The organism is Kitasatospora sp. NEAU-69 (assembly GCF_057158765.1).
Map to the genome: position 1 here is coordinate 105,541 of NZ_JBWXUE010000013.1, position 16,067 is coordinate 121,607.

12 protein-coding genes are annotated in these 16,067 nt (G+C 71.4%); 11 read left to right on the plus strand and 1 reads right to left on the minus strand.

The genetic code is table 11. From position 1 onward, the window contains the following. The first annotated feature begins 43 nt into the window (after positions 1–43). From AC060L_RS17190 to AC060L_RS17220, 7 genes are all read left to right on the plus strand, one after another. Positions 44–244, plus strand: coding sequence for a hypothetical protein (locus AC060L_RS17190; RefSeq protein WP_483799632.1), 201 nt, complete (start codon positions 44–46; stop codon positions 242–244). 120 nt (positions 245–364) lie between these two features. Beyond that, entirely contained in the window at positions 365–856 is a 492-nt protein-coding gene (locus AC060L_RS17195; protein ID WP_483799633.1) for a MauE/DoxX family redox-associated membrane protein, read from the plus strand. A gap of 108 nt (positions 857–964) precedes the next feature. Beyond that, entirely contained in the window at positions 965–1,861 is an 897-nt protein-coding gene (locus tag AC060L_RS17200; RefSeq protein WP_483799634.1) for a DsbA family protein, read from the plus strand. Between the two features lie 114 nt (positions 1,862–1,975). Further along, positions 1,976–2,995 carry a prolipoprotein diacylglyceryl transferase gene (gene lgt, locus AC060L_RS17205; RefSeq protein WP_483799635.1) on the plus strand — a complete coding sequence of 340 codons (1,020 nt, stop codon included), beginning with the start codon at positions 1,976–1,978 and terminating at the stop codon, positions 2,993–2,995. A 237-nt stretch (positions 2,996–3,232) separates the two neighbouring features. Next, a complete protein-coding gene (locus AC060L_RS17210) occupies positions 3,233–3,934 on the plus strand; it encodes a VIT1/CCC1 transporter family protein (RefSeq protein ID WP_483799742.1) in 702 nt (233 codons plus the stop codon). A 468-nt stretch (positions 3,935–4,402) separates the two neighbouring features. Further along, complete coding sequence (gene gltB / locus AC060L_RS17215; RefSeq protein ID WP_483799743.1) at positions 4,403–9,001, plus strand: glutamate synthase large subunit; 4,599 nt, start codon at positions 4,403–4,405, stop codon at positions 8,999–9,001. Next, positions 8,994–10,454: a glutamate synthase subunit beta gene (locus AC060L_RS17220; protein ID WP_483799636.1), complete on the plus strand. Its 1,461-nt coding sequence runs from the start codon at positions 8,994–8,996 to the stop codon at positions 10,452–10,454. The genes gltB and AC060L_RS17220 overlap by 8 nt, the downstream gene beginning before the upstream one ends. 208 nt (positions 10,455–10,662) lie before the next feature. Here AC060L_RS17220 and AC060L_RS17225 read toward each other — a convergent pair whose 3' ends face one another. After that, complete coding sequence (locus AC060L_RS17225) at positions 10,663–11,640, minus strand: ArsR/SmtB family transcription factor (RefSeq protein ID WP_483799637.1); 978 nt, start codon at positions 11,638–11,640, stop codon at positions 10,663–10,665. Between the two features lie 98 nt (positions 11,641–11,738). Between AC060L_RS17225 and AC060L_RS17230 the strand changes: the two genes are divergently transcribed. From AC060L_RS17230 to AC060L_RS17245, 4 genes are all read left to right on the plus strand, one after another. Then, positions 11,739–13,085, plus strand: coding sequence for an MFS transporter (locus AC060L_RS17230; RefSeq protein WP_483799638.1), 1,347 nt, complete (start codon positions 11,739–11,741; stop codon positions 13,083–13,085). A gap of 136 nt (positions 13,086–13,221) precedes the next feature. Then, positions 13,222–14,091: a helix-turn-helix domain-containing protein gene (locus AC060L_RS17235; protein WP_483799639.1), complete on the plus strand. Its 870-nt coding sequence runs from the start codon at positions 13,222–13,224 to the stop codon at positions 14,089–14,091. A gap of 47 nt (positions 14,092–14,138) precedes the next feature. Next, on the plus strand, positions 14,139–15,596 hold the full coding sequence (locus tag AC060L_RS17240; RefSeq protein ID WP_483799640.1) for an aldehyde dehydrogenase family protein: 1,458 nt from the start codon (positions 14,139–14,141) through the stop codon (positions 15,594–15,596). 72 nt (positions 15,597–15,668) lie between these two features. Next, positions 15,669–15,989 carry a hypothetical protein gene (locus AC060L_RS17245; RefSeq protein ID WP_483799641.1) on the plus strand — a complete coding sequence of 107 codons (321 nt, stop codon included), beginning with the start codon at positions 15,669–15,671 and terminating at the stop codon, positions 15,987–15,989. Positions 15,990–16,067 lie beyond the last annotated feature (78 nt).

A 16,067-nucleotide genomic window follows, 5' to 3' on the forward strand; every position in this document is an offset into this window, starting at 1 on the left:
CGCCGCTCGACCGTCGCCGTAGCCCTACCGGGAGGAGCCCGCCGTGGCCTGCCTGCACCGCGCCGTACTGCTTCGGGCCGCTGCCGCCGCGCTGGTCCTGGGCGCGGCCTTCGGTGGTGAGCACGCGGTGGGGCACGCGCTCGCGAAGCGGGGCGCCGAGCTGGCGGCCCGTCAGGCCGCTTATCCGGGTGCCGCGGCGGTGCACGGCGGCCGCCCCGGAAAAACAGGACAGATGACCCGCTGATCACTCATTAGGGTGAATCGGGCAATGTTGGAGTAAGCGGCTCATTTCCCTTACGGTTCGTCAGTAGCTCCGGCCGTCAGTAGCGCCGGCGGGAGCGCTGTCTCCGAGGGGGTAAGCAGCATGGCCAGCAGCGAGCACGCCGCCAAGTCGCGGGCCGTACCGGTCGTCGAGTGGATCACGCTGGCGGCCCGACTCGGTCTGGCCGTGGTCTGGGCCTGGGCCGGGCTGGCCAAGATCTCCGACCCGGCGGTCGCCGCGCAGGCGGTGCGGGCCTACCGGATCCTGCCCGAGGGCCTGGTCAAGCCGGTCGGCTACGGCCTGCCGTTCCTGGAGCTGTCGCTGTCGCTGCTGCTGGTGATCGGTCTCGGGGTGCGGGTGGTCGGGGTGATCTCGGCACTGCTGCTGCTGACCTTCATCGCCGGGATCAGCTCCGCCTGGGCGCGCGGCATCTCGATCGACTGCGGCTGCTTCGGCGGCGGCGGCGCGGTGGACAAGTCGCAGACCGCGTACCTGCAGGAGATCCTGCGCGACATCGGATTCCTGCTGCTGGCGCTCTGGCTGGTCTACCGGCCGCGCTCGCGGCCCTCGGTCGACGCGTGGCTCGCGCTCTGAGCACGCCGCTGCGAGCAGTGCCGCCGGTCTCCGGTCCCCGCCTGCTCGCTTCTCGGCCCCTCGGCCCCCCGGCCCTCCCCGAACGAACACCTCCTGGAAGCAAAAGGCATGAGTGAGAAGAACCGAGAAGGCAAGCGCACGGCTCGCGAGAAGATGCAGCACGAGCGGGCCGCCCAGGAGGCCAGGGACGCGCGCAGGAAGAAGCTGATCGTGATCGGCTCGGTGCTCGCCGTCCTGGCAGCCGGTGCGATCATCGGCGTCGCCGTCCAGAGCAACCGGTCGACCTCGGCCACCCCGAAGATCGCGCCGGCCGGCACGATCGGCGACAAGAACCTGATCATCCCGGACGGCCCGGCCAACGCGCCGTCCGTGATGACCGTCTACGAGGACCCGCGCTGCCCGGCCTGTGGCGCCTTCGAGCACGAGTTCTCGGCCACCGTGGACCAGCTGCAGGACGAGGGCAAGCTCTACGGGAACTACCACATCGTCTCGTTCATCGACCGGCACGACAGCGGCAAGGGCTCCAAGAACGGCGCCAACGCGCTGGCCTGCGCGCAGGACGCCGGGTACTTCCGGGCCTACCACGACGTGCTGTACAAGAACCAGCCGGACGAGACGGTGGACACCTGGAAGGACAAGTCCCAGCTCATCGCGCTGGCCAAGCAGGTACCGGGCCTGGACACGCCGACCTTCGAGAGCTGCGTCAACAGCAACAAGTTCGGCGGCTGGGTCTCGGCGGTCGAGCAGGACTTCGACAAGTCCGGCTACACCTCCACGCCGACCGTGCTGCTCAACGGCAAGCCGATCTACCCGAAGAACGGCAACGAGGACATCACCCCGGCGAACCTGGTGAAGTGGGTGGACGAGGCGAACCAGGGCAAGACGCTCGGCACCACCGGCAGCGCCTCCGCGAGCCCGGCGCCGTCCGGCACGCCCGGCGCGAGCGCGCCCGCCTCGGCGGGCGCGAGCCAGTCCGCCGGGGCCTCCACGAGCCCGACGAGCTGACCGGGGAGCTCGTGTGCGGACCGGTTCGGGCACCGCGGCGGCGATGCTGTGTCCGAACCGGTACTCCGGCCGATGCCGGGCTCAAGGTCACGACGCGGTAGCGTCGGACCTGCCATGGATATCGCTTACATTCCGAGCCCGTCGCGGGGCGTCCTGTACCTGGGACCGATCCCGCTGCGCGCGTACGCCTTCTGCATCATCATCGGTGTCGCCGTCGCCGTCTGGCTCGGCAGCAAGCGCTGGGTCGCCCGCGGTGGCGCCAAGCACACGGTCGGGGACATCGCCGTCTGGGCGGTGCCGTTCGGCCTGGTGGGTGGCCGGCTCTACCACGTGATCACCGACCACCAGCTCTACTTCGATCCCGGGCAGAACCCGTGGAACGCCTTCAAGATCTGGGAGGGCGGCCTGGGCATCTGGGGCGCGATCGCGCTCGGCGCGGTCGGCGCCTGGATCGGCTGCCGTCGCCGGGGCGTGCCGCTGCCGGCGTACGCGGACGCCATCGCGCCGGGCATCGCGCTCGCCCAGGCCTGCGGCCGCTGGGGCAACTGGTTCAACCAGGAGCTGTACGGCAAGGCGACCACGCTGCCCTGGGGCCTGCACATCCACAAGGTCAACCCGGACGGCACGGTCACCGACGGGATCTTCCAGCCGACCTTCCTGTACGAGTCGATCTGGTGCGTCGGGGTCGCGTTCCTGGTGCTCTGGGCCGACCGCAAGTGGAAGCTCGGCCACGGCCGGGCCTTCGCGCTCTACGTGGGGGCCTACACGGTCGGCCGGGCCTGGATCGAGTACCTGCGGATCGACGAGGCGCACCACATCCTGGGCCTGCGGCTGAACGACTGGACCTCGATCGTGGTCTTCATCGGCGCGGTGACGTACTTCGTGATCGTGGGCCGCAAGCGCCCCGGCCGGGAGGCGCCGGACTCGATCGACCCGGACGCCCGGCTGGAGCTCGCGGACGGCGCGGCGACGTCCGGCGAGGCGACCGGCGGGACGGCCGGCGAGGAGGCGAAGGGCGGCGAGGCGACCGACGGTGAGGCGACCGGCGAGGAGAAGCTGAAGCCCGTCGAGCCCTCGAAGCCCGCCGAGCCCGCCAAGGCCACGACGCCCGACAAGGGCGAACCCAGCTCCTGACGCCCCTCGGCTCTCACCGAGCCCCAGCAAGCCCAGCAGGTCCTGCGAGCCCCGGAGTACACATACTCCGGGGCTCGCTCCGTGTCCGCTTCGGTAAAGCCGCAGGTCAGCGAGGTAAGCCAGGGCTTGCTTGCTGGAAACTGTCAGATCATCAGGCTAGCTTCGAAGCGAGAACCGAGCCGAAGGACCGAAGCCATGAGTATGACCATCACCGAACGCCCGACCGAGGACCAGCCGATGCCGCGGATCCCCGACGCCGGGCACCACCGTGACGTCAACGGTGGCTGGCTGCGGCCCGCGGTCTTCGGGGCGATGGACGGACTGGTCTCGAACTTCGCGCTGATGACCGGTGTGGTCGGCGGCTCGGCCGGGCACGGCACGGTGATCCTGACCGGGCTCGCGGGCCTGGCGGCGGGCGCCTGCTCGATGGCGGCGGGGGAGTACACCTCGGTGGCCTCGCAGCGCGAGCTCGTCCAGGCGGAGATCGAGGCCGAGCGGATCGAGCTGCGCCGCAACCCCGAGGGCGAGCTGGCCGAGCTGGCCCAGCTCTACGTCAGCCGCGGGGTGGACCCGGCGCTCGCGCACGAGGTGGCCCGCCAGCTGACCCGGGACCCGGAGCAGGCGCTCGAGGTGCACGCGCGGGAGGAGCTCGGGGTCGACCCGCACGACCTGCCGAGTCCGCTGGTCGCCGCGGTCTCCTCGTTCGGCTGCTTCGCGGTCGGTGCGCTGCTGCCGCTGCTGCCCTACCTGCTCGGTGCGACCTCGCTGGTGCCGGCGCTGATCCTCGCGGTGCTCGGGCTCTTCCTCTGCGGCGCCGTGGTGGCCCGGGTGACCGCACGCAGCTGGTGGTTCAGCGGGCTGCGCCAGCTGGTGCTCGGTGGCGCGGCGGCCGGGGTCACGTACCTGCTCGGCTGGCTGATCGGCGGCCACGTCGGCTGACCGACCGCCTGACCCCCTCGGCCCTCTCGGTGCGCCGTCCATCTCAGCTGGTGGGCGGCGCACGGCTGTGTGGAACATCACGCAGTGCAGCGCATAGGCATGCACTCTGCGCCCTGGAGCCGCGCTCGACCATCGGTCCAGCGCCCCCGGGCCCCTTTCGGCGACGAAATCGCAGGCGGCCCCTTCCGGACCCTAACCCGGCGTCATTTCGCCCCTGTTTCGGCCGATGAACCGCGGGGCACACTATCGAGAGCGCGAGGATGAGCCTGTGTCTCTCCTCTCCGCCATTACCGGCCGGTAACAGCCTCTGACCTGGGGCTGTGTCCGCCATGTGGACGACAGATTCCACTTTCCGGGATGTGCGGCATCATGTAACCTGCACGAAATCGCAGAGGGCCAACGTCGTCCCTGTTGCAACTGCACCTCTTGCCAAAGACGACGACGGGAGAGCCGATGCTGTCTGCATCCATGCACTCCGCCAACGAGCCCCAGGGCAGCAGCCGCTCCCCGTACGCGCTCGTTCCGGATGCGCGACCTGCTGCTCAGGGCCTGTACGACCCGCGAAACGAGCACGACGCCTGCGGCGTCGGCTTCGTCGCCACGCTGACCGGCATCGCCGACCACACCATCGTCGAGCAGGCGCTGACCGTGCTGCGCAACCTGGAGCACCGCGGTGCGACCGGTGCCGAGCCGGACTCCGGCGACGGTGCCGGCATCCTCACCCAGATCCCGGACGCGTTCCTGCGGGCCCGGGTCTCCTTCGAGCTTCCGGCGGCCGGCTCGTACGCCGTCGGCATCGCCTTCCTGCCGACCGACGGCGACGCCGCCGCGGCCGCCGAGGCCGCGATCGAGCGGATCGCCGCCGAGGAGGACGTGACCGTCCTCGGCTGGCGCGAGGTCCCGACGGCTCCCGACCTGCTGGGCGCGACCGCCCGCTCGGTGATGCCGCGGTTCCGCCAGATCTTCCTGAGCAGCGCGGACAAGGCCGGCGTCGAGCTGGACCGGATCGCGTTCGTGGTCCGCAAGCGCGCCGAGCGCGAGGCCGGCGTCTACTTCCCCTCGCTCTCCGCCCGCACCATCGTCTACAAGGGCATGCTGACCACCGGCCAGCTGGAGCCCTTCTTCCCCGACCTGTCGGACCGGCTGTACGCCTCCGCGATCGGCCTGGTGCACTCGCGCTTCTCCACCAACACGTTCCCGAGCTGGCCACTGGCCCACCCGTACCGGTTCGTCGCGCACAACGGCGAGATCAACACCGTCAAGGGCAACCGGAACTGGATGACGGCGCGCGAGTCGCAGCTGGCCACCGACCTGGTGCCGGACAACAGGAGCGGGCAGGGTCTGAGCCGGATCTTCCCGATCTGCACCCCGGACCACTCCGACTCGGCCTCCTTCGACGAGGTCCTGGAGCTGCTTCACCTCGGCGGGCGCTCGCTGCCGCACTCGGTGCTGATGATGATCCCGGAGGCCTGGGAGAACCACGCCACCATGGAGCCGGCCCGGCGCGCCTTCTACCAGTACCACTCCAACCTGATGGAGCCCTGGGACGGCCCGGCCTGCGTCACCTTCACCGACGGCACCCAGATCGGCGCCGTGCTCGACCGCAACGGCCTGCGCCCGGCCCGGTACTGGATCACCGAGGACGGCCTGGTCGTGCTCTCCTCCGAGGTCGGCGTGCTCGACCTGCCCCAGGAGACGGTGGTCAGGAAGGGCCGGCTGCAGCCCGGCAAGATGTTCCTGATCGACACCGCCGAGCACCGCATCGTCGAGGACGAGGAGCTCAAGTCGGCGCTGGCCGCCGAGCACCCGTACGAGGAGTGGGTGGCCGCCGGCCAGATCGAGCTGGCCAAGCTGCCCGAGCGCGAGCACATCGCGCACACCCACGCCTCGGTGACCCGCCGCCAGCAGACCTTCGGCTACACCGAGGAGGAGCTGCGGGTCATCCTCGCGCCGATGGCCAAGACCGGCGGCGAGGCGCTCGGCTCGATGGGCACCGACTCGCCGATCGCCGCGCTCTCCGAGAAGCCCCGGCTGCTCTTCGACTACTTCGTGCAGCTCTTCGCGCAGGTCACCAACCCGCCGCTGGACGCGATCCGCGAGGAGCTCGTCACCTCGCTGCTGAGCAACCTCGGCCCCGAGGGCAACCTGCTGGCGACCGACGCCGCGCACTGCCGCTCGGTCGGCATCACCTTCCCGGTGATCGACAACGACGAGCTCGCCAAGCTGATCCACATCAACGCCGACGGGGACCAGCCCGGCCTGAAGGCCGTCACGCTCTCCGGCCTCTACCGGGTCTCCGGTGGCGGCGAGGCGCTCGCGGCGAGGCTTGCGGCCATCGCGGCCGAGGCGGACGCGGCGATCGCCGACGGCGCGCGGATCATCGTGCTCTCCGATCGCCACTCGGACGCCGAGCACGCGCCGATCCCCTCGCTGCTGCTCACCTCCGCCGTGCACCACCACCTGATCCGCACCAAGCAGCGCACCAAGATCTCGTTGCTGGTCGAGGCCGGTGACGTCCGCGAGGTGCACCACGTCGCGCTGCTGATCGGCTACGGCGCCGGCGCCGTCAACCCGTACCTGGCGATGGAGACGGTCGAGGACCTGGTCGCCCAGGGCACCTTCCTGACCGGCATCGAGCCCGAGCGGGCGATCCGGAACCTGATCAAGGCGCTCGGCAAGGGCGTGCTGAAGGTGATGTCCAAGATGGGCATCTCCACCGTCGCCTCCTACCGCGGCGCGCAGGTCTTCGAGGCGATCGGCCTCTCCCAGGACACGGTCGACGCCTACTTCGCCGGCACCACGAGCAAGCTCGGCGGCATCGGCCTGGACGAGATCGCCAGGGAGACCGCCGCCCGGCACGCCAAGGCGTACCCGGCCTCCGGCATCGCCGCCGCGCACCGCGCGCTGGAGATCGGCGGCGAGTACCAGTGGCGCCGCGAGGGCGAGCCGCACCTGTTCGACCCGGACACCGTCTTCCGCCTGCAGCACTCCACCCGCTCGCGGCGCTACGACATCTTCAAGCAGTACACCGAGCGGGTGAACGAGCAGTCCGAGCGGCTGATGACGCTGCGCGGCCTGTTCCAGCTCAACGGCCTCGGCCGGGCGCCGATCTCGATCGACGAGGTCGAGCCGGTCACGGAGATCGTCAAGCGGTTCTCGACCGGTGCGATGTCGTACGGCTCGATCTCGATGGAGGCGCACGAGACGCTCGCCATCGCGATGAACCGGCTCGGCGGCAAGTCCAACACCGGTGAGGGCGGCGAGGACCCGGAGCGCCTGTACGACCCGCAGCGCCGCTCGGCGATCAAGCAGGTCGCCTCCGGCCGGTTCGGCGTCACCAGCGAGTACCTGGTCAACGCGGACGACATCCAGATCAAGATGGCCCAGGGCGCCAAGCCCGGCGAGGGCGGCCAGCTGCCCGGCCACAAGGTCTACCCGTGGGTGGCCAAGACCCGGCACTCCACCCCGGGCGTCGGCCTGATCTCGCCGCCGCCGCACCACGACATCTACTCGATCGAGGATCTGGCCCAGCTGATCCACGACCTGAAGAACGCCAACCCGGCGGCCCGGATCCACGTCAAGCTGGTCTCCGAGGTCGGCGTCGGCACGGTCGCGGCGGGCGTCTCCAAGGCGCACGCGGACGTCGTGCTGGTCTCCGGCCACGACGGCGGCACCGGCGCCTCGCCGCTCACCTCGCTCAAGCACGCCGGTGGCCCCTGGGAGCTCGGCCTGGCCGAGACCCAGCAGACGCTGCTGCTCAACGGGCTGCGCGACCGGATCGTGGTGCAGACCGACGGCCAGCTGAAGACCGGGCGCGACGTGGTGATCGCGGCGCTGCTCGGCGCCGAGGAGTTCGGCTTCGCGACCGCGCCGCTGGTCGTCTCCGGCTGCATCATGATGCGGGTCTGCCACCTGGACACCTGTCCGGTCGGCGTCGCCACGCAGAACCCGGTGCTGCGCGAGCGGTTCTCCGGCAAGCCCGAATTCGTGGTCAACTTCTTCGAGTTCATCGCCGAGGAGGTCCGCGAGATCCTCGCCGAGCTGGGGTTCCGCTCGATCGAGGAGGCCGTCGGCCACGCCGAGCACATCGACGCGAGCGCGGCCATCGACCACTGGAAGGCCGCCGGTCTCGACCTGGCGCCGCTCTTCCACGTCCCCGAGCTGCCCGAGGGCGCGGCCCTGCACTGCACGACCACGCAGGACCACGGGCTCGACAAGGCGCTCGACAACCAGCTGATCGAGCTGAGCGCGGACGCGCTGGAGCGCGGCGAGGCGGTCCGGATCCAGCTGCCGGTCCGCAACGTCAACCGCACGGTCGGCACCATGCTCGGCCACGAGGTGACCAAGCGCTACCGCGGCGAGGGCCTGCCCGAGGGCACCATCGACGTGACGCTGACCGGCAGCGCCGGGCAGTCCTTCGGCGCCTTCGTGCCCAGCGGCATCACGCTGCGGCTGGAGGGCGACGCGAACGACTACGTCGGCAAGGGCCTCTCCGGCGGCGTGCTGGTGGTCCGCCCGTCCCGTGACGCCGCCGCGATCGGCGCCGACGCCGGCGCGCACGTGATCGCCGGCAACACGATCGGCTACGGCGCCACCCGCGGCCGGATCCACCTGCGCGGCAAGGCCGGTGAGCGCTTCGCCGTCCGCAACTCCGGCGCCACGCTGGTCGTCGAGGGCGTCGGCGACCACGGCCTGGAGTACATGACCGGTGGCCGGGTGGTGATCCTCGGCGAGACCGGCCGCAACCTGGCCGCGGGCATGTCCGGCGGCGTCGCGTACGTCCTGGACCTGCGTCCGGCCAATGTCAACGGCGGCATGGTCGGCATCGAGGCCCCGGACGCGAAGGACCGCGACTGGCTGCGCGAGACCGTGCAGCAGCACTACGAGGAGACCGGCTCGACGGTTGCCGCCGAGCTGCTCGCCGACTGGGGCGGCGGGGTCTCCCGCTTCTCCAAGATCATGCCGACCGACTACAAGGCTGTGCTCGCCGCCAAGGACGCCGCTGAGCGCGATGGACTCTCCGAGTCCGAGACCACTCGCAAGATGATGGAGGCGGCACATGGCTGACCCCAAGGGCTTCCTGACCACCCCGAAGCAGCTCGCCGAGCGCCGCCCGGTGGACGTGCGGCTGCGGGACTGGAACGAGGTCTACGTCGAGCGCAGCCTGCTGCCGATCATCAGCAAGCAGGCCGGCCGCTGCATGGACTGCGGTATCCCGTTCTGCCACAACGGCTGCCCGCTCGGGAACCTGATCCCCGAGTGGAACGACCTCGCCTACCGGGACGACTGGACCGGCGCGATCGAGCGGCTGCACGCGACCAACAACTTCCCGGAGTTCACCGGGCGGCTGTGCCCGGCGCCGTGCGAGTCGGCCTGCGTGCTCGGGATCAACCAGGACGCGGTGACCATCAAGAACGTCGAGGTCACCATCATCGACAAGGCCTGGGACCGCGGCGGCGTCGCGGCCCAGGTGCCCGAGCGGCTCTCCGGCAAGACCGTCGCGGTGGTCGGCTCCGGCCCGGCCGGGCTCGCCGCCGCCCAGCAGCTCACCCGGGCCGGCCACACGGTCGTCGTGTACGAGCGCGCCGACCGGATCGGCGGCCTGCTGCGCTACGGCATCCCCGAGTTCAAGATGGAGAAGCGCCACATCAACCGCCGCATCGAGCAGATGCGCGCGGAGGGCACCCGGTTCCGCACCGGGGTCAGCGTCGGCGAGGACATCACCGGGCAGCAGCTGCGCGAGCGTTTCGACGCCGTCGTGGTCGCCGCCGGTGCCACCACCGCGCGCGACCTGCCCGTCCCCGGGCGCGAGCTCGGTGGCATCCACCAGGCGATGGAGTACCTGCCGCTGGCCAACAAGGTCCAGGAGGGCGACTTCGTCGAGGCGCCGATCAGCGCGAAGGGCAAGCACGTCGTCGTGATCGGCGGCGGTGACACCGGCGCCGACTGCCTGGGCACCGCGCTGCGCCAGGGGGCCGCCTCGGTCACCCAGCTGGAGATCATGCCGCGGCCCGCCGACGAGCGCCCCGGCCACCAGCCGTGGCCGACCATGCCGATGACGTACAAGGTCACCTCCGCGCACGAGGAGGGCGGCGAGCGCGTCTACGCCGTCAACACGACCCACTTCACCGGTGACGAGGACGGCAACGTCGCCGAACTGCACCTGGTGGAGGTGGAGTTCAAGGACGGCCGGTTCGAGCCGGTGCCCGGCACCGAGCGCTCGATCCCCGCGCAGCTCGTCACACTGGCGATGGGCTTCACCGGGACCGACACGGCCAACGGCCTGGTCGAGCAGCTCGGCGTCGAGCTGGACGCCCGCGGCAACGTGGCGCGCGACGCGAAGTTCGCCACCAACGTGGACGGCGTCTACGTCTGCGGTGACGCCGGGCGCGGCCAGTCGCTGATCGTCTGGGCGATCGCCGAGGGCCGCTCGGCCGCCGCCGCGGTGGACACCTACCTGGGCGGCAGGACCGCGCTGCCCGCGCCGATCCGGCCGACCGACCGACCGCTGGTTGTCTGAGACAATGCAGTAGTCGGCCGGAAACGGCCGTCCGAAACCATCCAGGGAACCCTCCCGCACACCGCCCGCTTCGCGCGGGCCGCATGAAACCGCTGACCCGCCAGAGCCGCCGGGACTTCAGCGGCGCGTCACAATGGCGCCTGTCTCCTCCCCGACCAAGCTGGAGACAGGCGCCGTTTCGCTGCCCGCTTCAGTCCCGCTGCCCGCTTCACCTGTCGGCCCCGATCAGTGCTTCTGCGAGGCCGGTGCGCAGGTACAGCACCGTACGGCCGGTGCGGTGGCCGGTGACCAGGCCGGCGGCTTTCAGGACGGCCAGGTGGTGGGCGACGTTCGGTGCGGACTGGCCGGTGCGCAGCGCGAGCTCGGTGGTGCCGGCGGGCGAGCCGAGCTCGTTCAGCACCTGGGCGCGACCACGCCCGAGCAGGGCGGCCAGGGCGTCCGGGGGCGCCTCGCCGCCGCGCTCCCAGAGGGTCGCGATGCCGCGGGGTGGGTAGACGAGGCCGGGTTGCAGCGCGGCGTCCTCGGTTTCGAAGGCGCAGCCGGGCCAGATGAAGACCGAGGGCACCAGGATGAGGCCGCGTCCCGCCGCCAGCCGGTGTTCGGCAGTGTGACGGCGACTGGCGATGGTCAGCCGGTCGGCCTGCCAGCTCACCTTCGGATGCAGGCCGTCGAAGAGCGTGGCGGGCCCGCCGGCCGCCATCCGGCGGGCCCGGTAGAGGATCTCGCCCTCGATCAGGCGCTCGATCCGGGGCCAGTGCGGCTCCACGGCGGCGGCCCAGAAGGCATGGACCTCCCGGGCGAGGCGGGCGAGTCCGGCTGGTGGGTCGGCCGCGAGAGCGGCGACCAGCGGCGGCAGCGGGCTCGGCAGGCGACTCAGCTGAGCGCGGACCACGGCGGGGGCGGTCGCGGTGAGGACGTCGAGCTCCTCGGCGATGCCCGGTGCGGTGGCCGTCGGCACCGGGGCCAGGAAGTTCGGCAGGTGCCAGGCCGGCATCGGGACCATCTGGGAGAGCAACTCGTAGCACACGCCGTCCAGTCGGGTGCGCGCTTGGCGGACCCAGGGCAGGTGGATCGCGCGGGCTCCGACGTCCTTGAGCACCTGGACGGCGGAGACCACCTCGCGCAGCCGTGAGCTCGCGAAGCGGGTCGCGGCGACGTCCTGGGCGGAGAAGCGGATGCTCGTCACGGGTCGGGGCTCTCCTGTTCGGTCGAAGGGCTTCGGTCGAGGATTCGATCAGGACGAAATCTGTGTGCCCCGGAGATCCTGCCCCGCAGGCTCGTCCCGTGACTACCGCAACCTCTCCAACCTCTCTCAGAGACCGCCTCGGCCTGCCCCGGACGGCCGGGCAGCGCCCACTGGTCGGCTCGCACCTGGTCGACAGCCTCGGCACCGGGCTGGTGCTGAGCTTCGTCGTGATCTACTTCGCCCGCACCACCGCGCTGCCGATCGCCGAGGTCGGCGCGTCGATCACGCTCGCCCGGCTGCTCGCGCTGCCGACCGCGATCCTCACCGGGCGACTGATCGACCGGTTCGGCGCCCGGGCCACCGCCACCGCCGGGAACGCCGTCTCCGCGCTCGCCTACGCCGGGTTCCTGTGCACCGGGCGGGCCTGGCAGATCGTGCTGGTCAGCTGGCTGGCCCAGGTGGGGGCGGTGATGTACTGGACGTCCAGCACCGGCCTGGTGGTGCTCGCCTCGGGGGAGGGGGAAGCGGAGGGGGAGGCGCAGCGGACCCGGTGGTTCGCGCTGGTCCAGACGCTGCGCAACGCCGGCCTCGCGCTGGGAGCGGCGCTCGGCTCGGTGGTCGTCGGCACCGGCGGGACGGCCGGGCTGCGGGCGCTGGTGCTGCTGAACGCCGTCAGCTACCTGGCCGCCGTCCTGCTGCTGCTGAGCTGGCGCCCGGCCGCAAGCGCGGCGGTCAGCACGCCCGGTGCGCCGGCGGCCTCGGAGCCGGTTCCTGCGGTACCGGCTCCGGCGGGCGGCGGCTACCGCACGGTGCTGCGCGACCGGCGCTACCTGCTGCTGGTCGCGGTCAACCTGGGCAGCGTCTTCGGTGCGATGGTCACCAGCATGCTGCTCGCCGTCTACCTGGTCGAGGGCCTGCACCGCCCGGCCTGGCTGGCCGGCTCGCTGCTGCTGATGAACGGCCTGCAGGTGGTGCTCACCCAGGGCCCGGTGGCCCGGCGGCTGGAGCGGCTGCGGCCGATCCGGGTGCTCGCCGCGGCCCAGCTGGTCGACGCGGGCGCGTTCGCGCTGTACGCGGTGCTGGCGGACGCGCCCGGCTGGGCGGTGCCGGCCGGGCTGTACACGGCCTGCTTCCTGTACACGGTCGCGGAGACGATGCACACGCCGTTCGCCGAGGAACTGAGCGTGAGCCTGGCGGACCCGCAGCTGCGCGGCCGGTACCTGGGCGTGTACCAGCTGTCCTGGAACACCGGGCAGGCGCTCGCCCCCGGGCTGCTGACGCTGCTGCTCGGGTGCGGGGTGCTCTGGCCGTGGCTCTTCCTGATCGCGCTGGCGGTGGCCTCGGTGCCCGCGCTGCTGCTCCTGGAACGGCTGATCGGTCGGCCGGGGCCGGCAAGCCCCCGGACCCGGTCCGACCAGGCCGGCGAACGGGCCGTCACGGTCTGAGTGGAGCAGCCGCGATGCCTGCGATGCCTGGGGGAACTCACAGCTTCCAGCTGGTGCCACTGTCGCCCCGGCATGGCAGACTGCCGCCGGTAACGGGCATACGGGCGGCGCGGGTTCGGGGAGCGGAGCGAGAGCGATGAGCAGCATGGCGCAGACCGGTGGCGGGGTGACGGTCCGTCGGCTGCTGCTGGGCTCGCAGCTGCGCCGGCTGCGCGAGGCCCAGGGCGTCAGCCGGGAGGCGGCGGGCTACGAGATCCGCGCCTCGGAGTCGAAGATCGGGCGGATGGAGCTCGGCCGGGTCAGCTTCAAGGAGCGGGACGTCGCCGACCTGCTGACCCTCTACGGCGTGGCCGACGAGCGCCAGCGGACCGAGCTGCTCGGCATGGTGCGCAGCGCCAACGAGACCCCGTGGTGGCACGAGTACGCGGACGTGGTGCCCAGCTGGTTCCAGACCTACCTCGGCTTCGAGGAGGCCGCCGACCGGATCGCCTCCTATGAGGTGCAGTTCGTGCCGGGCCTGCTGCAGACCGAGGAGTACGCCCGTGCGGTGATCCGGCTCGGCTGCCACGGCGCCGCCGAGACGGAGATCCAGCGCCGGGTCGAGGTGCGGATGCGCCGCCAGCAGCTGCTGGGCGGGCCGTCGGCGCCCCGGCTGCTGGCCGTGGTGGACGAGGCGGCGCTGCGCCGTCCCTGCGGCGGCGCGGCGGTGATGCGCGGTCAGCTGGCGCATCTGCTGGAGCTCGCCGAGCAGCCGTGGCTGGAGTTGCAGGTGATGCCGCTGGGCTTCGACGGGCTGTCGGCGGAGAGCGGCACCTTCTCGCTGCTCGGGTTCCCCGAGCCGGATCTGCCCGAGGTGGTCTACCTGGAGCAGTTCACCACCGCGCTCTACCTGGACAAACCCCGTGAGGTGGCTGAGTACGCGGCCACGCTGGAGCGGCTGCGGGCGGACAGTCTGACCCCCGTCCTCAGTCGTACGCTTCTTCGGGACCTGCTTCAAGAGGACTGACGTATCAGTAGGATGATCCTCAGTCAGCTTGCTGCGAAGGGGAGCCAGTGTCCTACTTTTCCGATCTCGCGCTGCAGTACATCGACGGTCAGTGGCGTCCGGGCAGCGGATCCTGGGACATCGTCGACATCAACCCGTTCAACGGCGAGAAGCTCGCCTCGATCACCGTCGCCACCAGGGACGAGGTCGACCAGGCCTACCGCGCCGCCGAGCGGGCGCAGCGCGAGTGGGCCGCGACCAACCCGTACACCCGGCGGCTGGTCTTCGAGCGGGCACTGCGGATCATCGAGGAGCGCGAGGCGGCGATCACCGAGACGATCATCGCCGAGCTGGGTGGCACCCACCTCAAGGCCGGCTTCGAGCTCGCGCTGACCAAGGAGATGCTGCGCGAGGCGATGCAGCTCGCGATCCGCCCCGAGGGGCGCCTGCTGCCCTCGCCGGTGGACGGCAAGGAGAACCGCCTGTACCGGCTGCCGGTCGGCGTGGTCGGCGTGATCAGCCCGTTCAATTTCCCGCTCTTCCTCTCGATGAAGCCGGTCGCGCCCGCGCTCGCGCTCGGCAACGCGGTGGTGCTCAAGCCGCACCAGGACGCGCCGATCACCGGCGGCACGCTGATTGCGAAGATCTTCGAGGAGGCCGGCCTGCCGGCCGGTCTGCTCAACGTCGTGGTCACCGACATCGCCGAGATCGGTGACGCGCTGCTGGAGCACCCGGTGCCCAAGACGATCTCCTTCACCGGTTCGGACAAGGTCGGCCGGCACGTCGCCACGGTGGCCGCCTCGCACTTCAAGCGCTCGGTGCTGGAGCTCGGCGGCAACAGCGCGCTGATCGTGCTCGACGACGCGGACCTCGACTACGCGGTGGACGCGGCCGTCTTCAGCCGCTTCGCGCACCAGGGGCAGGTCTGCATGGCCGCCAACCGGGTGCTGGTGGACCGCAGCGTGCTGGCCGAGTTCACCGAGAAGTTCGTCGCCAAGACCGCCTCGCTGCGGGTCGGCGACCCGGCCGACCCGAGCACCCAGATCGGCCCGCTGATCAACTCGACCCAGGCCGACGCGCTCGACGCGCAGGTCGACCAGGCGGTGGCCGAGGGCGCGACCGTGCTGCTGCGCGGCAACACGGTCGGCACGCTGATGGACCCGGTGGTGCTGACCGACGTGCCCGCCGACTCGGGGATCCTGCGCCGCGAGCTCTTCGGCCCGGTCGTGCTGCTGGTGCCGTTCGACGGCGAGGAGGAGGCGGTCGCGATCGCCAACGACACGCCGTTCGGCCTCAGCGGCGCCGTGCACACGGCGGACATCGAGCGCGGTGTGCGGGTGGCGCAGCGGATCGAGACCGGCATGATCCACGTCAACGACGGCACGATCCACGACGAGGCGATCGTGCCGTTCGGCGGGGAGAAGAACTCGGGGGTCGGCCGGCTCAACGGCGAGGCGACGGTCGAGGCGTTCACCACGGTGAAGTGGATCTCGATCCAGCACGGGCGCAGCCGCTTCCCGTTCTAGAGCCTGTCCGGGGTGAAAGCACCGGAAACTGGACATACCATCGCAGGAAGAGCGTCGATGGGAGGCCCAGGCATGACCAAGCGACCTACGGGCAGGACGAGCAACAAGCTCCGCCGCGGCACCCAGGACGTACTGGAGCATCGCGGCATGGCGGCCGGACTGCCCGGCAGGCAGCGCGCCTTCGGGCCGCTGCTGCACGCCGGGCAGAGCAGCGGCACGCCGGCCGCGGCCGGTTACGGAACGTACGCGGCGCTCGCCGGTGAGCAGCCGTTCGCACACGGCGGCCGCCGGGCGCCGGAGGAGCGGGCGCGGACCGGCATCGCGGCCGGGCACAGCGAGCTCAAGGGGCACCGCCACCGCGGCGCCGAGCAGCACTCGAAGGGACACTCCTGAGCGGGTGAGCCGTGGAGCCGGGAACCTCGTCCGCGAAATTCCCCACCCCCCCCCCCTTTCGGCGTTCCGCTACCTCTC